This window comes from Microbacterium xerophyticum, assembly GCF_053543555.1.
This window is the reverse complement of record NZ_JBLVOB010000007.1, coordinates 708,221-730,089: the sequence shown is the minus strand read 5'-3', so window position 1 is coordinate 730,089 and position 21,869 is coordinate 708,221. Positions and strand designations below refer to the sequence as shown.

22 protein-coding genes are annotated in these 21,869 nt (G+C 68.6%); 6 read left to right on the top strand and 16 right to left on the bottom strand.

Translation table 11 applies throughout. From position 1 onward, the window contains the following. Positions 1 to 50 precede the first annotated feature (50 nt). Positions 51 to 1,568 carry an SDR family NAD(P)-dependent oxidoreductase gene (locus ACNPNP_RS15005; protein ID WP_448966823.1) on the top strand — a complete coding sequence of 506 codons (1,518 nt, stop codon included), beginning with the start codon at positions 51 to 53 and terminating at the stop codon, positions 1,566 to 1,568. A 126-nt stretch (positions 1,569 to 1,694) separates the two neighbouring features. Here the strand turns inward: ACNPNP_RS15005 and ACNPNP_RS15000 are convergent, their stop codons facing one another. Continuing rightward, positions 1,695 to 2,033, bottom strand: a complete 339-nt coding sequence (locus ACNPNP_RS15000; RefSeq protein WP_448966822.1) for a winged helix-turn-helix transcriptional regulator — start codon at positions 2,031 to 2,033, stop codon at positions 1,695 to 1,697. 76 nt (positions 2,034 to 2,109) lie between these two features. Here ACNPNP_RS15000 and ACNPNP_RS14995 point away from each other — a divergent pair, with 76 nt between their 5' ends. Then, positions 2,110 to 2,766, top strand: a complete 657-nt coding sequence (locus ACNPNP_RS14995) for an FMN-dependent NADH-azoreductase (protein ID WP_147039975.1) — start codon at positions 2,110 to 2,112, stop codon at positions 2,764 to 2,766. Between the two features lie 168 nt (positions 2,767 to 2,934). Here the strand turns inward: ACNPNP_RS14995 and ACNPNP_RS14990 are convergent, their stop codons facing one another. Together ACNPNP_RS14990 and ACNPNP_RS14985 are read right to left on the bottom strand one after the other, a co-directional pair. Then, the gene (locus ACNPNP_RS14990) at positions 2,935 to 3,657 is read right to left on the bottom strand and encodes an alpha/beta fold hydrolase (RefSeq protein WP_448966821.1); all 723 of its coding nucleotides are present in this window, start codon (positions 3,655 to 3,657) and stop codon (positions 2,935 to 2,937) included. Between the two features lie 29 nt (positions 3,658 to 3,686). Then, positions 3,687 to 4,091, bottom strand: a complete 405-nt coding sequence (locus ACNPNP_RS14985; protein ID WP_448966820.1) for an epoxide hydrolase N-terminal domain-containing protein — start codon at positions 4,089 to 4,091, stop codon at positions 3,687 to 3,689. A gap of 61 nt (positions 4,092 to 4,152) precedes the next feature. Between ACNPNP_RS14985 and ACNPNP_RS14980 the strand changes: the two genes are divergently transcribed. After that, the gene (locus ACNPNP_RS14980; protein WP_448966819.1) at positions 4,153 to 5,109 is read left to right on the top strand and encodes a helix-turn-helix transcriptional regulator; all 957 of its coding nucleotides are present in this window, start codon (positions 4,153 to 4,155) and stop codon (positions 5,107 to 5,109) included. A 180-nt stretch (positions 5,110 to 5,289) separates the two neighbouring features. Here ACNPNP_RS14980 and ACNPNP_RS14975 read toward each other — a convergent pair whose 3' ends face one another. Further along, positions 5,290 to 6,357: a sensor histidine kinase gene (locus ACNPNP_RS14975; protein ID WP_448966818.1), complete on the bottom strand. Its 1,068-nt coding sequence runs from the start codon at positions 6,355 to 6,357 to the stop codon at positions 5,290 to 5,292. Positions 6,358 to 6,367: 10 nt separating this feature from the next. Further along, a complete protein-coding gene (locus ACNPNP_RS14970; RefSeq protein ID WP_448966817.1) occupies positions 6,368 to 7,042 on the bottom strand; it encodes a response regulator transcription factor in 675 nt (224 codons plus the stop codon). A 102-nt stretch (positions 7,043 to 7,144) separates the two neighbouring features. On the opposite strand from ACNPNP_RS14970, the gene ACNPNP_RS14965 reads away from it, so the two are divergent. Together ACNPNP_RS14965 and ACNPNP_RS14960 are read left to right on the top strand one after the other, a co-directional pair. Then, complete coding sequence (locus ACNPNP_RS14965; RefSeq protein WP_448966816.1) at positions 7,145 to 7,822, top strand: M15 family metallopeptidase; 678 nt, start codon at positions 7,145 to 7,147, stop codon at positions 7,820 to 7,822. A gap of 65 nt (positions 7,823 to 7,887) precedes the next feature. Continuing rightward, complete coding sequence (locus tag ACNPNP_RS14960; protein WP_448966815.1) at positions 7,888 to 8,460, top strand: GNAT family N-acetyltransferase; 573 nt, start codon at positions 7,888 to 7,890, stop codon at positions 8,458 to 8,460. On the opposite strand, the gene ACNPNP_RS14955 is transcribed toward ACNPNP_RS14960, so the two are convergent. The 8 genes from ACNPNP_RS14955 to ACNPNP_RS14920 form a co-directional block, all read right to left on the bottom strand. Continuing rightward, positions 8,457 to 10,985, bottom strand: coding sequence for a DEAD/DEAH box helicase (locus ACNPNP_RS14955; RefSeq protein WP_448966814.1), 2,529 nt, complete (start codon positions 10,983 to 10,985; stop codon positions 8,457 to 8,459). The genes ACNPNP_RS14960 and ACNPNP_RS14955 overlap by 4 nt on opposite strands. A gap of 36 nt (positions 10,986 to 11,021) precedes the next feature. Continuing rightward, entirely contained in the window at positions 11,022 to 12,233 is a 1,212-nt protein-coding gene (locus tag ACNPNP_RS14950) for an MFS transporter (protein ID WP_448966813.1), read from the bottom strand. A 53-nt stretch (positions 12,234 to 12,286) separates the two neighbouring features. Next, the gene (gene deoD / locus ACNPNP_RS14945) at positions 12,287 to 12,997 is read right to left on the bottom strand and encodes a purine-nucleoside phosphorylase (RefSeq protein WP_448966812.1); all 711 of its coding nucleotides are present in this window, start codon (positions 12,995 to 12,997) and stop codon (positions 12,287 to 12,289) included. A 15-nt stretch (positions 12,998 to 13,012) separates the two neighbouring features. Further along, positions 13,013 to 13,684, bottom strand: a complete 672-nt coding sequence (locus ACNPNP_RS14940; protein WP_448966811.1) for a DNA alkylation repair protein — start codon at positions 13,682 to 13,684, stop codon at positions 13,013 to 13,015. After that, a complete protein-coding gene (locus ACNPNP_RS14935) occupies positions 13,681 to 14,859 on the bottom strand; it encodes an FUSC family protein (protein ID WP_448966810.1) in 1,179 nt (392 codons plus the stop codon). The genes ACNPNP_RS14940 and ACNPNP_RS14935 overlap by 4 nt, the downstream gene beginning before the upstream one ends. Positions 14,860 to 14,985: 126 nt before the next feature. Continuing rightward, complete coding sequence (locus ACNPNP_RS14930) at positions 14,986 to 15,795, bottom strand: ABC transporter ATP-binding protein (protein ID WP_448966809.1); 810 nt, start codon at positions 15,793 to 15,795, stop codon at positions 14,986 to 14,988. Between the two features lie 2 nt (positions 15,796 to 15,797). Then, positions 15,798 to 16,862, bottom strand: a complete 1,065-nt coding sequence (locus tag ACNPNP_RS14925) for a FecCD family ABC transporter permease (RefSeq protein WP_448966808.1) — start codon at positions 16,860 to 16,862, stop codon at positions 15,798 to 15,800. Next, on the bottom strand, positions 16,859 to 17,917 hold the full coding sequence (locus ACNPNP_RS14920) for an iron chelate uptake ABC transporter family permease subunit (RefSeq protein ID WP_448966807.1): 1,059 nt from the start codon (positions 17,915 to 17,917) through the stop codon (positions 16,859 to 16,861). Before ACNPNP_RS14920 ends, ACNPNP_RS14925 begins: the two co-directional genes overlap by 4 nt. An 89-nt stretch (positions 17,918 to 18,006) precedes the next feature. Here ACNPNP_RS14920 and ACNPNP_RS14915 point away from each other — a divergent pair, with 89 nt between their 5' ends. Further along, positions 18,007 to 19,005, top strand: a complete 999-nt coding sequence (locus ACNPNP_RS14915; RefSeq protein WP_448966806.1) for an iron-siderophore ABC transporter substrate-binding protein — start codon at positions 18,007 to 18,009, stop codon at positions 19,003 to 19,005. Positions 19,006 to 19,009: 4 nt separating this feature from the next. Here ACNPNP_RS14915 and ACNPNP_RS14910 read toward each other — a convergent pair whose 3' ends face one another. The 3 genes from ACNPNP_RS14910 to ACNPNP_RS14900 all read right to left on the bottom strand — a co-directional run. Then, complete coding sequence (locus tag ACNPNP_RS14910) at positions 19,010 to 19,816, bottom strand: ABC transporter ATP-binding protein (protein WP_448966805.1); 807 nt, start codon at positions 19,814 to 19,816, stop codon at positions 19,010 to 19,012. After that, on the bottom strand, positions 19,813 to 20,844 hold the full coding sequence (locus tag ACNPNP_RS14905; protein ID WP_448967268.1) for a FecCD family ABC transporter permease: 1,032 nt from the start codon (positions 20,842 to 20,844) through the stop codon (positions 19,813 to 19,815). The genes ACNPNP_RS14910 and ACNPNP_RS14905 overlap by 4 nt, the downstream gene beginning before the upstream one ends. 35 nt (positions 20,845 to 20,879) lie before the next feature. Next, positions 20,880 to 21,869, bottom strand: a 990-nt coding sequence (locus ACNPNP_RS14900; protein ID WP_448966804.1) for a FecCD family ABC transporter permease, incomplete at its 5' end; no start/stop codon positions are given.

Genomic DNA, 21,869 nt, shown 5'->3' with positions numbered 1-21,869 from the left:
TCGCCCCCCCGCGGCGGCTTCTCCCAGCCCGCTCGCGTAAAATCGGCACAATGACCGATGCGCCCGCTGCCGACACCTCTGACCTCGGCGACGGCCTCGACCCGGCGGATCTCGAGACGACGCTGCGGGTTCTCGCATCGATGGACAAGATCAGCGAAGAGCATCCCGATTACATCGCCGTCCGCCGCGCGACTGCGGCGATGTTCAAGGCTGTCAAGCGCGTGCGCCGCAAGGAGATCCGCGACGCGATCGCCGCGGCCGACAAGGCCGTGGTCGCCAACACCGCGACAGGCGCACCCGACCGGATCGACGACGAGACGCGCGGCAACGACCTGAAGACGACGGTGGACGCCCCGATCGCCGGCGAACTGCTCAAGCCGCGCAACTGCTACATCTGCAAGCAGCCGTACACGCTCGTCGATGCGTTCTACCACCAGCTCTGCCCCGACTGCGCGCGCTTCAGTCACGGCAAGCGCAACGCCCGCACCGACCTCACAGGCAAGCGGGCGCTGCTCACCGGCGGCCGCGCCAAGATCGGCATGCACATCGCTCTGCGGCTGCTGCGCGACGGCGCCCACACGACGATCACCACACGGTTCCCGCGCGATGCCGTGCGCCGGTTCTCGTCACTGCCGGATGCCGCAGACTGGCTGCACCGGCTGCGCGTCGTCGGCATCGACCTGCGCGATCCGGCACAGGTGATCGCGCTCGCCGATTCGGTCGCGGCCCAGGGTCCGCTCGACATCCTCATCAACAACGCCGCGCAGACGGTCAGGCGCTCGCCGGGTGCGTACTCGCTGCTGGCGGATGCCGAGATGCAACCGCTCCCCGACGGACCGCTGCCCGAGATGGAGACGTTCGGGCACACGGTCGATCCGCATCCGCAGGCGCTGCAGGCATCCGTCGACTCCAACCCGCTGCTGTCAGTGGCCGCCCTCGGCGGCACTGTGGCGGAGCAGGGCGGACAGGCGCTCACGGCCGAAGACCTCGCACGGCTCGCGATGGCGCCCGGATCGTCGTCGTTGGAGAAGCACGCCGACGGCAGTGCGATCGACGCCGGCGGCCTCGTCCCGGACATCAACCGCGTCAACAGCTGGGTGCAGTCCGTCGAGCAGGTCGACCCGCTCGAGATGCTCGAGGTGCAGCTCGCGAACACCACCGCACCGTTCCTGCTGATCAGCCGCCTGCGGGCATCGATGGCCTCGTCTGACGCGCATCGCAAGTACGTGGTGAACGTCTCGGCGATGGAGGGCCAGTTCTCGCGTCGTTACAAGGGGCCTGGACACCCGCACACGAACATGGCCAAGGCGGCGCTCAACATGCTCACCCGCACCAGCGCCGGCGAGATGCTCGAGACCGACGGCATCCTGATGACCGCCGTCGACACCGGCTGGATCACGGATGAGCGCCCGCACCACACGAAGGTGCGCCTCGCCGAGGAGGGCTTCCACGCCCCGCTCGACCTCGTCGACGGCGCCGCGCGCGTGTACGACCCCATCGTGCAGGGCGAGGCGGGCGTCGACGTGCACGGGGTGTTCCTGAAGGATTACAAGCCCAACCCCTGGTGAGCGGCCTTTGCCGCGGCGCCTGACGCGACCCGTCGCCAACCACCTCGGGGGCCGACACGCCAGATGTCGGACCCTCCGGCGCAATACGTCCGACAGGTGGCGTGTCGGCCCTCCGAATGAGGTGCGTCAGTGCGAGGGGACCTCGAGGTTCGCAGCCGCCCACTGACCGAGTTCGCTGAGGATCGGCAGCAGCCTCTCGCCGCTGTCCGTCAACGCGTACGACACGGTCACCGGCGGGCCGGCGTCGACCGTGCGGTCGACGAGCCCCGCCTGAGCGAGCTCGGCGAGACGGTCGGAGAGCACGGTGTCGCTGATGCCGGACACGGCGCGGCGCAGTGCCACGAACGTGGCAGGGCCTCCGCCGAGTGACGACACGATCATGCCGTTCCAGCGCTTTCCGAGCACGCTGAAGGCCAGTGTGACAGCGGCGTCACACACGTGGATCGCTGTTTCGGCCTCGGCCATGCCCCCATCATACCTGTGCTACGTTAACGCGAGTCGCTAATAAAAACAGAGCGACTCCGAAAACGAAAGGTCCTTCATGTCCCTGTTCCGCCTGGATGCCAGCATCCTCCCCGCCACATCCGCCAGCCGCTCGCTCGCCGATCTCGTGGAGGCCGAGTGGACGGCATCCCACCCCGACTCGATCGTGACCAGGCGCGACCTCGCGGCCGACCCCGTCCCCGCGACGGTGTGGGCGGATGCCGTCACGTCGAAGTTCGTCGCAGAGGACCAGCGCAGCGAGCAGCAGAACGCCGCCCGCGCCCTCGCGGCCACCTTCGCGGACGAGCTGATCGGCGCGGACGCGCTGCTGTTCGCCGTGCCGCTGTACAACTACGGCGTCTCGCAGCATTTCAAGACCTGGTTCGACCTCGCCTACACCGACCCCCGCATCGATCCGGAGGGAACCGCGCTGAACGGCAAGCCCGCGACGCTCGTCACCGTGCTCGGCGGAAACTACGCCCCGGGAACGCCCAAGGAGGGCTGGGACCACTCCACCGGATGGTTGCGTCGCGTGCTCGAGGACGTCTGGGGTCTCGACCTGCGCGTCGTGCAGCGCCCGTTCACCCTCGTCGGCGTGAACCCGGCCCTCGACGCCTTCACAGAGGTCGCGAACGAGCTCAAGGGCAAGGCCGAGGAGTCGGCACGCGTGTACGGGCAGGAGCTCGCCGCGACGCGCGGCACCAAGGTCGCCTGACCGCGCTTCGCGGCTGTCGGGCGCATTCGCGCTTCGATGCCGCGCACTGATGGGCGGAGTTCTCGCGGTTGGGAGGAGGAATACGGGGTATTCCCCCCCCAAACACGGAGTTCTCCTCCCGAAGCGGTGGGATGTCAGTCCGCCCGAGGCCCTGCATCCGAACCAGGCTCAGCGCAGCCCGCGGAAGAACGCCCGCACGTCCGCCAGCAGCATCTCCGGTTCCTCAAGCGCGGCGAAGTGTCCGCCGCGGCCCTCGACATCCGTCCAGCGGACGATGTTGTTCGCCTTCTCCTCGGCGAACCGCAGGCCGACGTCGTGTGCGAACACGATCACGGCGGTGGGAACCCCTGAACTTTCGGGCTCGGCGCCCCAGCCGGCATCCTGCGCGTACCCGACATACGCCGCCGAGCCGCCCGTCGCGGTGAACCAGTACAGCGCGGCGTTGTCGAAGAGGAACTGCTCGCCGATGAGCGAAGCGACCGGTGTCTCGGCCGGATGCGTCCACTCCTGCAACTTGTCATGGATCCACGCGAACTGGGCCACAGGGCTGTCTGCGGTCATCGCGCCGATCAGCGCCGGCCGCGTGGACTGGATCGCGATGTAGCCGAACTCCTTCTGCATGAATTCGCCGACCCGACGCAGCCGGTCCTGCTCGAGCGGTGTGAGCGCCGCCGCCGTCTCGTCGTCGACCTGCCCGACGAATGAACCGAGCGAGCCGTTCGCGTGCACGCCGATCACGCGCTCGGGCGCGAGCCGCCCTATCTCAGGTGCCACCCCCGCACCCATGTCGCCGCCCTGCACGGCGAAGCGCTCATATCCGAGCCTGGTCATCAGCTCGAGCATCACCACGGCGATGTCGCTGCGCTTCCAATCGCGGCCGACCAGTGGCATCGAGAATCCGAATCCCGGATGTGACGGGATCACGACATCGAACGCGTCGGATGCGTCGCCGCCGTGTGCGACCGGATCGGTGAGGGGCCGATCAGGTTCTCGAACTCGAGGAACGATCCGGGCCAGCCGTGCATGAGCAGCAACGGCGTCGCGTCAGGATGCGGCGATCGCACGTGCACGGCGTGGAGGTTCTGCCCGTCGATGGTCGTGATGATCTGCGGCAGGGCGTTCAGACGCTCTTCGGTCGCACGCCAGTCGTGATCGGACCAGTGCGCGATGAGGGCCTGCAGCTCGGACGAGGGGATGCCCGTGCTGCGGTCATCGACCGGAAGCGGATGCGTGAACCGGGCATCGGTGAGTCGACTGCGGAGGTCTGCGACCGCGGAGTCCGAGATCTCGATACGGAAGGGGCGGACGTTCTCGTTCGTGTTCATGACTTCATCCTCTCGATCTAAAAGGACATAATGTGTCCTGATAGCGAATGAGGATGGAGTCATGACTCGCACCACCGGACGCACGCTCGCCCTTCTCTCCCTGCTCCAGGTGCGGCGGGAGTGGAGCGGCGCTGAACTGCGCGATCGCCTCGAGGTGAGCGATCGCACGCTGCGGCGCGACATCGACGATCTGCGCGAGCTCGGCTACGGCATCGAGGCGACGCGGGGGCGGCACGGCGGCTACCGCCTCGGCGCCGGGGCCGAGGTACCGCCGCTCGCACTCGCACCTGATGAGTCCGTCGCGATCGCGGTCGGGCTGCGTGCTGCGGCCGGCAGCGTGGTCACCGGAATGGAGGATGCCGCGGCGCGGGCGCTCGCCAAGCTCGAGCAGTCGCTGTCACCGGCGACCAGGCAGCAGATCAGCGAGGTCGAGCAGGCGATGGTGCCGCTCACGGGTGGCGTGTGGCCGGACGTCGATCTGGGCGTGGTGACGGCCGCAGCATCGGCGATCGCCGGACGGATGCGGCTGCGCATCGACTACACGCGCCACGACGGTGCCGAGGTGCAACGGATCATCGAGCCGCACCGGATCGTGCACACCGCGGAGCGCTGGTACCTGATCGCCTGGGTGCCGGAGCATGAGGCGTGGCGCACACTGCGGGTCGACCGCATCCGCCGACCGGTGCAGCTGCGCGAGGAGTTCCCTCGGCGCGACATCCCCGATGACGCTCTGCGGGAGTTCACGACCCGCAGCATCACCACGGCGCCGTACCCGTATCGGGCCCGTCTGCGCATGCACGCGTCTGCCGACGTGGTGTCGCAGCACTTCGACGCCACAGTCGCGACGGTCGAGGCAGAGGGCGACGGCACCAGCATCCTCACCGCCGGGTCTCGTTCGCCGGAAGAATTCGCGCTCTACATCGGTATGAGTGGGATCGAGTTCGAGGTGCTCGAAGGCGACGAGGTGCGGCGGGCGCTGCGCGAGGTGGCGGCTCGGATGCTGCGGGCTACGGGCTGAGACGAGCGGATGCTGCGCCACCACGTGGGTCGGCTCAGTCTGTCCACCCGGATGGGCGGAATTCGCAGTGATGGGCGGAACAATCTGCAGGATTTCTCCGCCCAAGGGTGCGTTCTCCGCCCAACCGTGCGAGCCAAGCGTGCGAGCGGAAGCGGGCGAGCATCGAGGCGCCCGCCGACCTCACTCGACCGGCAGCCGCACTGTGACGATGAGCCCGCCGCCGCTGCGCGGCTCCAGCTCGAGCGTTCCGCCGTGGGCCCGCGTTATCCCGTCGGCGATCGCGAGCCCGAGTCCGGCGCCGGCATGGGCCGCGTCCGTGCTGCGGAAGCGGCCGGCACCGCGTTGGAACGGCTCGCGCAGTGTGGCCAGGAGGTGCGCAGGGATCACCTCGCCGCTGTTCTCGATGACTGCCACGGCACCGCGCTGGGTCATCTCGGTGCGCACCTCGACGCTGCCGCCCACCGCGATGTTGTGCACGATCGCATTGTGCACGAGGTTGACGATGAGCTGCTGGAGCAGCGCAGGGGAGCCGTCGACAGAGGCCGTCGTGCCCCGGATGTCGAGTGTCACGCCCCGCCGATCGGCGAGCGGATGCAGGCTCTCCACCGCTTCTTCGGCCAGCAGCGACAGCTCGACGCGCTCGCGACTGAACGTGCCGCGGTCGGCCCTGGCCAGCAGGAGCAGCGCTTCGGTCAGAGCGATCGCCCGTGCGTTGACGTCCTGCAGGCGGTCGATGAGAACGTCGACGTCGCGCTCAGGATCCTCGCGCGCGACCTCGAGCATCGCCTGCGAGATCGCCAGGGGCGTACGCAACTCGTGCGAGGCGTTCGAGGCGAAGCGCCGTTGCTCCTCGACGTGCGCCTCGAGTCGCGCGAGCATCGTGTCGAACACGTCAGCGAGGTCGCGGAACTCGTCCTTCGCACCCGGCATGTCGACGCGATGCGAGAGCGAACCATCGGCCGCGAGGCGAGCGGCCTCATTGAGCCGGGTCAGCGGCGCCAGCATCCGACCCGCGAGGAACCAGCCCCCGACCAGGCCGAGCGCGAGGAGGAAGACGAGCGCCGCGATCGTCGGCGGCACGAACGCGCGCACCAGGTCGGAGCGGTTGGGCACGAAGGGGCCCATGGTCCTGATCTGCCCGTCCGGCACGTAGCGCAGCAGGAAGAGCGCGACCACCGCCAGCAGCAGCACCCCCGCGACCATCAGGAATCCGGCGTAGCTCAGCGTCAGTTTGAGCCGAGCGCTCATGCCGCGGCGCCTAGCCATCGGCGGCATCCGTGTCCATCCGATAGCCCACACCCGGCACCGTCAGGATCAGCCATGGCTCGCCGAGCCTCTTGCGCAGCGATGAGACCGTGATGCGCACGGCGTTCGTGAAGGGGTCGGCGTTCTCGTCCCATGCCCGCTCGAGCAGCTCCTCGGCGCTGACCACGCCGCCCGCGGCACTGACGAGCACCTCCAGCACGGCGAACTGCTTGCGCGTCAGTGCGACGTAGCGGTCATCGCGGTACACCTCGCGGCGGAACGGGTCGAGGCGGAGGCCGGCGACCTCGTGCACCGGAGGGCGCACGTGCGTGCGTCGCCGGTCGAGGGCGCGCAGCCGCAGCACGAGTTCGCGCATCTCGAACGGTTTGGTGAGATAGTCGTCGGCACCGAGTTCGAATCCCGACTCCTTGTCGTCGAGGCGGTCGGCGGCGGTGAGCATGAGGATCGGGATGCCGCTGCCGGAGTCCACGATCCAGCGCGCGACCTCATCACCGGAAGGGCCGGGGATGTCGCGATCGAGCACGGCGAGATCGTACGAGTTGATGCTCAGCAGCTCGAGCGCGGTGTCGCCGTCACCCGCGATGTCGGCGGCGATCGCCTCGAGCCGCAGACCATCGCGCACCGCCTCCGCCAGGTACGGTTCGTCCTCGACGATCAGCACGCGCATGAGTCTGCTTCCATGTGCTCAGATCCTACGCACCCGCGCATATCGGGAGCGTATGAAGAAACGCATACGGCGTCGCAACGTCGCGCCGGGTTCGCTGGATGCATGAGAACCACCCATGTGCTCGCCCCTCCGCCGACTTCGCCTGCGGACGCCCGCCGCCAGCAGCGTCGTGCGGTGGCCGCGCTCGTCGTCACCCTGATCGCGCTCGTCATAGCCCTCGTGCTCGTGGTGGCCAACGGGTCCCGGTCGCTCGCAGAGATCGCCGGCGGGTCAGGGCAGCCTGTCGTGTTCGAGCCCATCGGCGATTCGGGCTCCGTCCTCACCTCCGAGCACGGCTACATCGCCGAGGGCGAAGGGCTGTCCGTGTTCGAGGACCAGGCGCCGGCCGTGACCCGATTGAACCCCGCGCTCCTCGACGCACTGCGCCGGGCGGCCACGGATGCCGAGGCGAGCGGTGTCGAGTTCGACGTCAACAGCGGCTGGCGATCGCCGGAGTATCAGAGCTTCCTGCTGCGCGCGGCGGTCGATGACTACGGCTCGGAGGAGGAGGCGGCACGCTGGGTCGCGACGGCGCAGACCTCAGCGCACGTGTCGGGGGATGCCGTCGACATCGGTCCGCTCACGGCGACCGACTGGCTCGCCCAGCACGGCGCGCAGTACGGGCTGTGCCAGATCTACGGCAACGAGTCGTGGCACTACGAACTGCGACCGGATGCTGTCGCCTCAGGCTGCCCGCCGGCGTACTCCGATCCGACCGAGGACCCGCGGATGCACGGCTGAACGCGGTCTGGAGCCGGTCGACGCTCGGGGTTGCCCGATGACGCGAGGCGGGCGAGCATGGCGGGATGGACGATGCCCCGACATCAGCGGAGACGATCACGTGGCGACCGGTCGTCGAGGCCGACTTCCCGCTGCTCTCGGACTGGCTGTCGCGGCCGCACGTGCACCGGTACTGGCATCACGACTTCACTCCCGACGGGGTGGCTCGCGACTTCGGACCGGGCACCCGCGGCGACGAGGCCGGGGAGGATCTGCTCGTGTCGGTGGACGGGACACCCGAAGCCCTCGTGCAGCGCTCGCGCATAGAGGACTACGCGGAGGACTTCCGTGAGCTCAGCGCGATCGTCGATGTGCCGTCCGGCGCGGTCACGATCGACTACTTCGTCGCGGACTCCGCTCGGACGGGGCGCGGTCTGGGGACGGCGATCATCCGCGCGATCGTCGCCGACACGTGGTCGAGCTACCCCGACTGCCCGGCCGTCATCGTGCCGGTGGTGGCGGGGAACACGGCGTCGTGGCGTGCGCTCGAGAAATCCGGTTTCCGCCGCATCGGCGAAGGCGACATGGAGCCGGAGAATCCGCTCGATGCTCCACTCCACTTCGTCTCGCGGATCGACCGGCCGCGATCGAGCACCTAGAGCCGGTCCACCGCGGTCACTGTCACGACCGCTTCGCCGGCTTCATCGGATGCAGCGAGATCGATCGTCGCGGAGATGCCCCAGTCGTGGTCACCGGAGGGGTCGTCGATGATCTGACGCGCGGTCCACTGCGCCTGGCCCTCGGTGAGGAGCAGCAGCTTCGAGCTTCGCGCATCAGGGCCGGTGAGGATGTCGTCGTGCTCGGCGAAGTAGGCGTCGAGGGCGTCGTTCCAGCCGGCTTCGCCGAACGAGGAGTCGAGCGCCGCGAGCGCGTCGACGTCCTCGCGGGCGGCGAGCTGCACGCGGCGGAACAGCTCGTTGCGCACCAGGATGCGGAACGCGCGCACGTTGGAGGTCAGACGCTTCGGCGCCGGCGGCACGATCGGCTCGTCGTCATGGCGGGGAAGGTCGACCACTCCGTTGTCGGTGCCCGAGCGCAGCTCCTCCCACTCATCCAGGAGGCTCGAGTCGACCTGGCGAACGAGCTCGCCGAGCCACTCGATCAGATCGCGCAGATCCTCGTTCTTGAGATCCTCCGGGATCGTCTGCGACGCCGCGCGGTACGCGTCCGAGAGATACCGCAGCACGACGCCCTCCGAGCGGGCGATCTTGTAGTACGCGACATATTCCCCGAAAGACATGGCACGTTCGTACATGTCGCGGACGACGGCCTTCGGGTGCAGTTCGAAGTCACGGATCCACGGCTGCGCAGCGCTGTACGTGTCGAAGGCCGCGCCGAGCAGCTCTTCGAGAGGCTTCGGATACGTGATCTGCTCGAGCAGCTCCATCCGCTCGTCGTACTCGATGCCTTCGCGCTTCATCTCCGCGACCGCGTCGCCTCGCGCGAGGAACTCCTGCTGGCTCAGCACCGCACGCGGATCGTCGAGCGTCGCCTCGACGATCGAGATCATGTCGAGGGCGAAGGTCGCGGCATCCGGATCCAACAGCTCGAATGCGGCCAGCGCGAACGGCGACAGCGGCTGGTTGAGTGCGAAGTTCGGCTGCAGATCGACCGTGAGACGGATCTCTCCGTCTGCCGTCTGCTCGACGATCCCCGATTCCCGCAGCGTCCGATAGATTCCCAGCGCCCGGATCGCCAGCATCCGCTGCCGCGCTCGAGGCTCGTGATTGTCGTATACCAGCGCGCGCATATTGCCGAACACGTCGCCGCCGCGCCCGATCACGTTGAGCATCATCGCGCTCGTGATCTGCATGTGCGAGGTCAGCGTCTCCGGCTCGGCATCGATCAGCTTGCGGAACGACGGCTCTCCCCACGACACGAAACCGTCCGGTGCCTTCTTGCGGATGATCTTGCGCTTCTTCTTCGGGTCGTCACCGGCCTTTCGGATCAGCGCGGCGTTCTCGGTCTCGTGCTCGGGTGCCTGGGCGACCACTGTGCCGGCGGTGTCGAAGCCGGCGCGGCCCGCACGACCGGCGATCTGATGGAACTCGCGGGCGTTGAGCTGTCGCATGCGCGTGCCGTCGAACTTCGTCAGCGCCGTGAGCAGCACCGTGCGGATCGGCACGTTGATGCCGACGCCGAGCGTGTCGGTGCCGCAGATCACGCGCAGCATGCCGCGCTGCGCCAGCTGCTCGACGAGCCGGCGATACTTCGGCAGCATGCCCGCGTGGTGCACGCCGATGCCGGCGCGCAGGAACTTGGACAGCGTCTTGCCGAACGCGGTCGTGAAGCGGAACTCTCCGATGAGCTCGGCGATCTGATCGCGCTGCTCTCGCGTGGCGATCTTCATGCTCGACAGCGCCTGCGCGCGCTCCATCGCGGCGGCCTGCGAGAAGTGCACGACGTAGATCGGCGCCTGGCCGGTCGTCAGCAGATCGTCGACGGTCTCGTGGATCGGCGTCAGCTCGTAGTAGAAGTGCAGCGGTACCGGCCGCTCGACACCCGTGACCGTCGCCGTCTCGCGTCCTGTGCGGCGGGTCAGATCCTCGGCCAGCGCGGTCACATCGCCGAGCGTCGCCGACATCAGGATGAACTGCGTCTGCGGCAGAGACAGCAGCGGCACCTGCCACGCCCAGCCGCGATCGGGGTCGGCGTAGAAGTGGAACTCGTCCATCACGACCTGGCCGACGTCGGCCGACGGCCCCTGACGCAGCGCCAGGTTCGCGAGGATCTCCGCTGTGCAGCAGATGATCGGCGCGTCCGCGTTCACGGAGGAGTCGCCCGTGATCATGCCGACGTTCTCAGGGCCGAAGATGTCGACGAGCGCGAAGAACTTCTCGCTCACGAGGGCCTTGATCGGCGCGGTGTAGTAGCTGCGGCGGCCCTCGACGAGCGCCGCGAAATGCGCGCCGATGGCGACGAGGGACTTTCCGGTGCCGGTGGGAGTGGAGAGGATCAGATTCTGTCCGGAGACGATCTCGATGACGGCCTCGTCCTGCGCCGGGTACAGCTGGATGCCGGTGCCCTCAGCCCATTCGACGAATGCCAGGTAGACGGCATCCGGGTCGATCGCGCCCTCGGTGTCGCGCAGGGAGGTCGGATCGAGGCGCGCGGAAGAAGTCATGGTCCTTCGATCATCCCTCACTGCAGGGGAGGTTCCTCACGGTTCGATTCGAATGCGTCGACGTCGGCGACGCCGACCGACCAGGATGCGCACCAGCACGACGATCGCGACGATGATGCAGAGCACCGAAGTCGTGGCCAGCGCGACGCTGAAGTCGGTGCCTGCGGCGATGAAGCCCACCACCAGCGCGCCGATGCCGGTGCCGCAGTCGAAGCCGATATTCCAGACGGCGCTCGCGACGTCGCGGTGGCGGGGTCCGACCGCAGCGAACGACTCGATCAGCGTGACGTTCTGCAGTGCGCCGTACGCGACGCCGGTGAGCGCCATTCCGCCGACCAGGGCCGCGCCTCCTCCGCCGAGCATCGACCACACGCACAGTGCGAGCCCCGACGCTCCGATCAGGAGCAACGGCGGCTGGAACGCCAGATGCCGGAAACGATCAGCCGGCCCGCCGACGAGCCAGCGGGCGATCGCGGCGCACGCCGTGAGTGCGAACAGACCGGCGACCGCGAAGCCGCCCACCTCGGGGAACTGCGGCACGAAAGTGAGCAGCGCCCCACCAGGGGCGGTGATCGTGAGCAGGACCACGCTCGGCGCGGTCAGTGCGAGCCACACCCGTGCGCTCGTCCCGTGTGCGACATGATCGGACGCCGGTGACTGCGACATCCGGTCGAGTCGTCGGGCGAGGAGGAACGCGGGGACCGTTGCGAGCAGCGGAGCTGCTCCGATGGCGAAGACGACCCAGAAGCCGATGTTCTCCGCGATCCACACCGACGTCGGCACGAGGAAGATCTGCGGGGCGGCGATCGACAGACCGTAGAGGCCGATCGCACGGCCGCGGCGGGCGGGGTCCACCAGCATCGCCACCGCGGACGATCCGCACACGGTGATCACCGCGAAGCCGGCGCCGCGTGCGGCGGAGATCGTGAGGATCGCAGGCAGAGCATCAGTGAGGAGCAGCAGCAGCGACGGTGTACCGAGCAGCGCCACACCGGCCACGAGCGTCGGGGTCCATCCGAAGCGGCGCAGTGCTGCCGGGACGGTCGTCTGCACCGCGACGGTCGCGGCCATCATCACGGCGTTCACGAGGCCGCCGCCGCCTTCGTCCGCGCCGCCGCGCACGGCCGACAGCGGCACCGTCGACACGAGCGCGCCGAAGCCCGCGAAGCCCAGCGCCGACATCGACATCAGTGCGATGATCCCGGGGGTCCGGATCACACTGCCGGGTGTCGACGTCGTGCCTGTCATATCCGATTCAGCCTACCGAGCGTCGCGATCGACGGTCGGCGGGATGCCGGAGATCAGGCCGTCGCCGCGCGCAGAGCGATCTCGATCATGTCGCCGAAGGTCTGCTCGCGCTCCTGCGCGGTGGTCTCCTCGCCGGTCACGATGTGATCGGAGACGGTGCAGATGCTCAGCGCCCGACGTCCGTGGAACGCCGCCAGCGTGTACAGCCCGCTGGTCTCCATCTCGACGCCCAGTGCACCGTGGGCGACGAACGGCTCGGTCAGCTCGGGCCGCGTGCTGTAGAACTGGTCGCTCGAGAACAGCAGCCCGACGTGCACGGCGGCGTCCAGCGACATGGTCTCACTCGCCTCGACCGCCGCGCGCAGCAGCGAGAAGTCGGCGACAGGGGCGTAGTCGAGTCCGTTGAACCGCACGCGGTTGATGCCGGAATCCGTGCAGGCGCCGTTCGCGATGATGATGTCGCGCACGGCGAGCCGCTCGGTCAGCGCTCCGCACGAGCCGACCCGCACGATCGTCTGCACGTCATAGTCCTTGAACAGCTCGGTCGCATAGATCGCCATGGACGGCTGGCCCATGCCCGACCCCTGCACCGAGACGCGGTGCCCGTTCCAGGTGCCGGTGAACCCCAGCATCCCGCGCGTCTCCGAATAGAGCTGCGCATCCGTGAGGAAGGTGTCGGCGATCCACTTGGCGCGCAGCGGATCGCCGGGGAACAGGACGATGGGGGCGATCTGACCGGGCTCGGCGGCGATGTGCGTGCTCATGCACTCAGCCTAGAGTCAGCCCTCGCGGCGTCTGACGATCTCGTTGATCCAGATCGGCGCGAACGGCGAGGTGCATCCCGGCGCGGTCGGGTAGTCGGCGAGAACCTGCAGCCGGTCGCCGATCTCCAGCGCGCGGGCGCGGAGGTGCGGATGATGGATGCCGATCTGCGCGAGCGTCTCGTTCATCGACCACTGCGGCCGTGCCGGCGCATCCTTCATGTCGCGCTCGATGCGGTCGAGCAGATCCTCGAGGTCGAGCCCTTCGGGGTTCTTCGCGACGCGTTCGCTGGTCAGTGACCACGCGGCGGCGGCGACCGTCGGATCGCGGTCGTCGAACCACCGCTGACGCATCTGCTCGGCGAGCGGCGACTTCTTGGCGATGTAGTTCACGAACCAGTCGTTGACCTTCGGCGGATGCGTCTCACGCAGCATCGCGTCGAGCTCGTCCGCTGTGAACGCGCGCGGCGTGCAGATCAGCATCGCGAGCAGGCGCGGCGCGGTCTCACCGGTCGACCACAGCTCCTTCGCCAGGGGATGGTTCGTCTTGATCTGCTTCGCGAGCCCCCGCATCTTCGACAGGTTGATGCCGTGGTCGTCGCCGCGCTTCTCGTTCGCGGCGCGCATCTTCGGGTCCTCGAGGGCCGCGAGTTCGCTGAGCACCTCGGGGACGGTCATCGTGTCGGTCATGATTCCAGCGTACGACCGGCGCCCCGGTGACAGATGTCAGTCCAGAACACAGATGTCAGCACAGATCGGCCGGTTTCGGCTGACATCCGTGAAATCCACTGACGGGTGTATGGTTCGACGCGCCACTCCGGCCCGGGGGGGGACTCCTCGCCGACGAGCTCGTCGCGGACGCGGCGCAGATCCTCCATGAGCGAGCCGATCAGGATCCAGTGACCGGATGCCGGCGGCTTCACCTGCAGCGGAGCGGTCAGCGCCGGGATCGCCGAGGTCTCCGATGACGGTTCGGGTGCGACGTCGGCGACCTGCACGGCAAGGCGCACATCGTGGCCCGCCCGGCGAAGCTGCTCGGCGATCGCATGCACCGTCGGTTCGTCGGCAAGAGTGTCGTCGTAGTGGTCGAAGTACGCTCGCGTCATCCCGATCACCTGCGTGACGATCGGGGAGAGCCTGTCCAGAAGTGCGCGCATCTCGGCGAGGTCGCCGCGCTGCGAACGGCGCGGATTGAGCGTGAGCGATTCCTCGCCCGCGGTGATGGATGCTTCGGCGGCATCGCGCATCGGCCGCAGCAGTCGCGCCTCCACCATCAATCCCTGAAGCTGAGCGGGTGTCTGCGCAGTCGGCAGCGCCGAGGCCAGCCGGTCGAGACTGGCGGCGATCTCCGTGCCCAGCAGGCCGAGATCCCTCCGTGCCGGCTCGGTGAGCACGGGGGGCACGATCAGCGCGTTGACGATGATGCCGATCGCGACGCCGATCAGCGTCTCGACGATGCGGTCCAGGGCGTACTGGGGGCTGGATGAACCCAGCGCGAGCACCAGCATGGCCGAGATCGCGACCTGATTTCCCATCCCCGGCGTCGCACGGAACACCCATGCCACCAGCATCGCGACCACGATCGCGAGCAGGACCACCCAGCTCTGCGGTCCCAGCAGCAGGCTGAGTCCCGTCGCGATCACGACGCCGACGATCACCCCGGCGCTGCGCTCTATCGCCTTCGTGAACGACTGGTTCACGCTCGGCAATACTACGAGCAATGCGGCGATCGCCGCGAACACCGGCAGCGGTCCTGGCACCAGCCAGCCGGCGATCAGCCAGGCGGCGATCGTCGCCACGGCCGACTTCACGACCTGCAGCAAGGGTGCGCGCTTCGCGCTGCGCACCGCCGACGTCATCCGCATGACCCCACGTTAGCGCTGGTGCCGGTGAGCATCGACGCCCCCTTCAGGCGCCGGCGCCCCCTCCGGTCTGCGTGGTTCAGAGGGGGCGTCGATGCCGAGCGGGGGCGTCGGCGTCAGGCAACGCGTTCACACGTGCGCGGTCCGCACCGCTCTCGATTCCGGGACGACCATGGGCGTGCCCGTCGCCGGATCCTCGATGACCCGGCACTCCAGGCCGAACACCTCGCGCACGAGCGTCGACGTCACGATCTCCTTCGGTGCGCCCTCGGCGATGACCCTCCCGTCCCGCATCGCCACGAGGTGGGTGGCGTACCTGGACGCGTGGTTGAGGTCGTGCAGGACCGCGACGAGGGTGTTCCCGGCCGAGTGCAGGTCTGCGAACAGGTCGAGGAGCTCGATCTGGTGGGCGATGTCCAGGAACGTTGTCGGCTCGTCGAGGAGCAGGATCGGCGTCTGCTGCGCCAGCGCCATCGCCGCCCAGACACGCTGTCGCTGACCGCCGGAGAGCTCGTCCACCTGTCGGGCCCGCAGATCGACGATGTTCGTCGCGAGCATCGCGGCCTCGACGGCATCCTGATCCTGGTCGGTCCACTGCCGGATGAGTCCCTGGTGCGGATATCGGCCACGTCCGACGAGGTCGACGACCGTGATTCCCTCCGGGGAGATCGAGCTCTGCGGCAGGAGCCCGATGATGCGCGCGGCCTCCTTCGCCCGGTACGACGAGATCGCCTTGCCGTCCAGCACGACCTCTCCTCTGCTCGGGAGGAGCAGACGCGACAGAGCGCGCAGCAGGGTGGACTTCCCGCATGCGTTCGGCCCGACGATCACGGTGAACGACTGATCCGGGATGCTGATGGACAGTTGTTCCGAGACGACCCGACGATCGTAGGCCAGGGTGAGATCGTCGGCGTGGAGGCGAGTATCCGGTGCGGTCATGTCTACAGTTGCCTTCGTGCTTCGTTGACGAGCAGTGCGATGAGATAGATGCCGCCGATCACGACCGTGACGATGCCGACGGGAGCCGACCCGGGGACGACATGCTGGCCGATGACGTCGGCGGCGAGCAGGAGGAACGCCCCGACGATCGCCGATCCCGCCACCGGGATTCCGGCGCTGGCGCTCAACCTGCGGGCGATCTGAGGCGCGGCGAGGGCGATGAAGGCGATCGGACCGGAGGCCGCGGTGACGATCGCGATGAGGGCGACGCCCACCACCATGACCAGCAGGCGCACGGGTTCGGGTCGCACTCCGTGAGCGTGCGCCGCGTCGTCGCCGAGCTCGAGCTGTCGCAGCGGTCGGATGACGATCATGGTGCCGACGGCGAGCAGCAGGAGGGGGATCGCGGTGACCGCGATCTGATCCCAGCCGACGAGCGAGAGCGAACCGGCGCCCCAGATGGCAGCGCTCATCGCGACCTCGGTCTGCGCTCGGAGGAGGAGGAAGGTGTTCACGCTGCTGAGCAGAGCGGTGACGGCGATCCCGACGATGATGAGGCGGAATCCCTGCACTCCGTTGCGCCATGCCAGCACGTAGACGACGGCGGCGGTCGCGAGTCCGCCTGCCAGGGCGCCCGCTGAGACGGCGATGAATCCGCCGCCCGCGATCGTGATCACGAGGATCGCTCCGGTGTACGCGCCGGTGGAGAACCCGATGATGTCGGGTGAGCCGAGCGGGTTCCGCGTCAGTGTCTGGAAGAGCGCGCCCGAGGCTCCGAGCGCCGCACCGAAGACGATGGCCGCCACGATCCGGGGAAGACGCCATTCTCCGACGATCCTGCTCGCGAACCCCTGGTCGCTGAACAGCGCCGCGATCACCTCGGGCACGGTGAGCGGGTAGTCCCCGAGGGTCAGGGCGGTCACGGCGACGACGATGATGGCCGACGACGCGATCGTGCCGACGAGGAGACCCCGCCGCGGGATCGGTATGCGTCCGCCGGGAACGGGCAGTGCGAGATGGCCGTCCGGCACACGCCTGCGGCGCGGCGCGCGAGTGTTGACCGTCACAGCGCGCTCGCCCTCTGCGTGCGGACGAGGAGGATCAGCACCGGCGCTCCGAGGAACGCCGTCACGATGCCCACCGGTATCTCACCGGGGCGCAGCAGGATGCGGCCGAGGACGTCGGCGGCGACCAGCAGGATGGGTGCGAGCAGCATCGAGTAGGCGATGATCCACCGTTGATCCGGACCGACGATCCACCGGGCGAGATGCGGGATCATGAGCCCGACGAACACGATCGGACCGGCCATGGCTGTGGCGGTTCCGCACAGCAGCGTGACCGCGACGATCGCCAGGATCCGAGTGCTCGGCACGCTCGATCCGAGAGCGCGGGCGAGATCGTCTCCGAGCGCGACCGCATTGAGGGAGCGTCCCAGCAGCAGGGCGAGCACGAGACCGACGGCGAGATACGGCGCTGCCACGGCGACGACCTCCCATCCCCGATCGGCGATCGCGCCCGACTCCCACGCCCGCATCGCGTTGAAGCCCTTCGGATCGGCGAGCACCATGGCGGAGGTGATGCCGGCCAGCACGGCGCCGATCGCGACCCCGGCCAGAGTTATGCGCGCAGGGCTGATCGATGCTCGTCCCGCCGACCCGATGAGGTACACCACGATCGTCGTGACCAGGGCGCCGCCGAACGCGAACCACAGGTACGCGGGTGGGGACGTGATCCCGAACACTCCGACGGCGATCGCGACCGCGAATGCGGAGCCGGCGTTCACGCCGAGGATGCCGGGATCGGCGAGCGGATTGCGTGTCACCGCCTGGATCAGCGCTCCGGCGACTCCGAGCCCTGCGCCCACCAGCAGTCCGAGGACGGTGCGGGGAATGCGCAGCCCGAGCACCGTCTCGGCGTCGCGATCGGCTGAGATGCCGATCAGCGTCTCCCAGACGACCCGCAGCGGCACGTCGCGAGCCCCGATCATCAGACTGAGCATGGTGACGGTGACGAGCAGGATCGCGATGACCAGCAATCCCAGGAGGCGTCGTCCGCTCGGCGGTCGCTCGGCTGCGGAGGCACCGCCTGCGGGGCTCGCGCGTGCGATCGACGGTGGGGTCACCCATCCAGCTTAGGCTAACCTAAGCTGGATGAAGAATGGGGTGGGCAGACGGCCCACGACCCGGAGATGAGCCTGAAAGGCAGCAACGGATGAACTCGAGGCACAAGTTCGCGGCGGTCGTCGCCCTTCTGGCAGTGACGCTGACGGGATGTGCGAGCTCCGCCGGCGCGGACAAGGAGGAGCCGACCGGCGAGACCTCGACGACAGGATCGTTCCCGCAGACCGTGGAGACCGCTTTCGGAGACATCACGATCGAGAGCGCGCCGCAGCGAGTCGTCGCCCTCGGGTGGGGCGACGCCGAGACGGCGCTCGCATTCGGCGTCCAGCCCGTCGGGGCGTCGGACTGGCTCGCCTTCGGCGGCGACGGCGTCGGACCGTGGGCGGAGGGCCTCTACGACACCTCCCCGGAGATCATCGACACGCTCGAACCGTCCTACGAGGCCATCGCGGCGCTCGAGCCCGACCTCATCCTCGACGTGCGCGGCAGCGGTGACCAGGATCGCTACGACCGCCTGGCCGAGATCGCGACGACCGTCAGCGTTCCGGAGGGCGGCGAAAGCTACCTGACGACCCAGCAGCAGCAGGTGGAGATGATCTCGACCGCTCTCGGCGTGCCGGAAGAGGGCGAAGCGCTGCTGGACGAGATCGAGACCGCCTACACGGAGGCCGCCGAGGCGCATCCGGAATGGCAGGGCAAGACGGTGACGGCCGCCACGAGGACCAGCGAGGGCTGGGGCGCATACATCGAAGGGAGCAACCGGGTCGAGACCATGGAGCGCTTCGGCTTCGTGCAGAACCCGACGATCCAGGAGATCCCGGTCAACTCGGGGGGCTTCTCGGTCTCGATCTCCAGCGAGGAACTGGACGCGATGGAGGCAGACCTGATCGTCGCCTTCCCGATCTACATCGAGACCACCGAGATCACCGACGACCCGCAGTGGCGCAAGCTCAGCGCCGTGGAGGAGAACCGTGCCATCGTCATCGACGGCGACATCTCGGCTGCGTACTCGCTCGGGTCCCCTCAGGCGGCGCTCTACACCGTCGAGAACCTGACCCCTCTGCTCGAAGAGGCCGTCCCGGCCTCGTGAGGCTCTACGGCTGCCGCATGTGATGCCGCCCGATCGGCAGCATCAGCGGTTTGCCGGAGGTCGGATCGACGATCACCTGACTCTCGATGCCGAACACGGACTGCACCATCGTCGGCGTCAGCACGCTCGTCGGATCGCCTGCCGAATGCACGCGTCCGCCGCTGAGCGCGATGAGGTGATCCGCGTAACGGGCGGCGAGGTTCAGATCGTGCAGCACCATGACGATCGTCGTCCCGCGACGCCGGTTCAGATCGGTGAGCAGATCCAGCACCTCGACCTGATGGCTCACGTCGAGGAAGGTCGTCGGCTCGTCCAGCAGCAGCAGATCGGTGTGCTGCGCGAGTGCCATCGCGATCCACACGCGCTGGCGCTGCCCTCCCGAGAGCTCGTCCACGGCGCGGTCCGCGAGCGCGACGGTGTCGGTCGCCAGCAGCGCCTCGGCCACGGCCTCGTCGTCCTCGCGGGTCCAGCGCGTGAAGATGCCCTGATGCGGATGCCGTCCGCGTCCGACCAGGTCGGCCACGGTGATGCCCTCTGGAGCGATCGGCGACTGCGGCAGCAGGCCGAGCGTGCGTGCGAGCTGCTTCGCCGGCATCCGGTGCACCGACGCGCCATCGAGGACGACCTGGCCCGTACGAGGGGCGAGCAGTCGTGACATCGAGCGCAGCAGGGTGGACTTGCCGCACGCGTTGGGGCCGACGATCGTGGTGATCTTCCCCGGCGGAACGGACAGATCGAGCTCCTCGATCACGCTCCGATCGCCGTATCCCAGAGTGAGCTGCTCGGCGACGAGCGTGTGCGATGCGGTCATAGCGACCCTCCCGCGCGGTTGGTGCGGATGATGAGATACACGAGGTACGGGGCGCCGAGTATGCCGGTGACGATGCCGACGGGGTAGCGCATCCCGACGAGGTTCTGTCCGACGAAGTCGGCGACGAGCACGAGCAGTGCGCCCACGAGCGCCGAGGGGATGAGCATCGATCCGTGCGGGCCGACGATCCGAGCGGCGATCGGACCGGACAGGAAGGCCACGAAGGCGATGGGCCCCGTGGCGGCCGTGGCGAAGGCGATCAGTCCGACCGCGGCGATCACGACGATGAGTCTGGTGCGGTCGACGCGCACGCCGAGGGCGGAGGCCGTGTCCTCACCGAGGCGCATCGCGTCGAGATCGCGCGACCGGCTGAGCAGCAGCGCACCGAGGACGATGAGCGCGGCGAGTGTGGGCAGCACCTGGTTCCAGGTGCTGCCGTTGAGGCTTCCGGTCAGCCAGCGCAGCGCCTCCTGCAGCTCCCACTGACCGGCGCGCGAGAGCACGTACTGCGTGAGGGCTTCGAGCATCGCCGCGATGCCGATGCCGATCAGGATGAGCCGGGTGCCTGCCGAACCCGAACTGGTCGACAGCAGGTAGATGACGACCGTCACGACCAGTCCTGCGACGATCGCGAAGACGGAGACCATCGTCCCGCTCAGGCCGAGGACGATGATGGCGAAGGCCGCCGCGGCACTGGCTCCGGCACTGATGCCGATGATGTCGGGACTCGCGAGCGGATTGCGCAGCATGGTCTGGAAGGTGACGCCGGCGACGCCGAAACTGAGCCCGACGATCACCGCCAGCACGGCACGCGGCAGACGGAGGCGACCGACGGTGAACGTCGCGCCGTCGACGTCCTGCCCGAGGATCACGCCGATGACGTCGCCGAGCGGATAGAAGGTGTTGCCGACCATGAGCGAGACGGCGAACATCAGCACGATGAGGGTGGTGAGCACCACGATCACGCCACGGCGCCGACGGTGGCGGCGACCGCGGCCGCGTGCGATCGCGGTCGCGACGTCGTCCATGCTTGTGGCGGGCGAGTGCGTCGATGTCTGAACGGTCACAGCGCACGCACCTTCTGACGGCGGACGATGGCGATGAAGACCGGGGCGCCGACGACGGCCGTGATGATGCCGACGTCGATCTCGCCCGGGCGGGCCACGATCCGCCCGAGGATGTCGGCCGCCACGACGAGGCACGCTCCGCTGAGCGCCGAGAAGGGCAGCAGCCAGCGGTGGTCGACGCCCACGAGCAGACGGCAGGCGTGCGGGATCATGAGTCCGACGAACGCGATCGGACCCGCGATGGCGGTCGCAGCCCCGCACAGGAGAACGGCGCCGAGCGCGGAGGACGCGCGCACGACGGCGACGCGCTCGCCGAGACCGGCCGCGAGGTCGTCTCCGAGTGCGAGGGAATTGAGACCTCGGGCGGAGAGCAGCGTGATGGCGGCGCCGACCACGAGGAACGGGAGCATCTGCTGGATCGATGTCCAGGAGGCGCCGCCGACGCCGCCGACCAGCCAGGAGCGCACGACACCGGAGATGTCGCCACGGGGCAGGTAGACGGCGGTGACGAAGGATGCGAGTGCGGCGGAGGTGGCGGCGCCTGCGAGAGCGAGTTTGAGGGGGGTGGCTCCACCGCGACCGAGCGAGCCCACCGTGTAGACGAAGACGGCGGCTGCGCCGGCGCCGATGATCGCCACCCAGAGGTAGCCGTCGGCGGAGGAGAGCCCGAACCAGGCGATACCGATGACGATGGCCAGTGAGGCGCCCATGTTGACGCCGAGGATGCCGGGGTCGGCGAGCGGGTTGCGGGTCACGCCCTGCATGACCGCGCCCGACAGTGCCAGAGCGGCGCCGACGAGCACGGCGAGCATGGTCCGCGGGGCGCGTTTGACCACGGCGGCCTCGCTGATGCTGTCGGTCGAGCCGGAGAGTCCGGCGACGATGTCCGCCCAGGTGACGTCGCGCGACCCGATCGCGACGGATGCCGCGAAGAGCAGGATCAGCACGATGACGACCGCGATCAGCCAGAGCAGGCGAACGCGGGG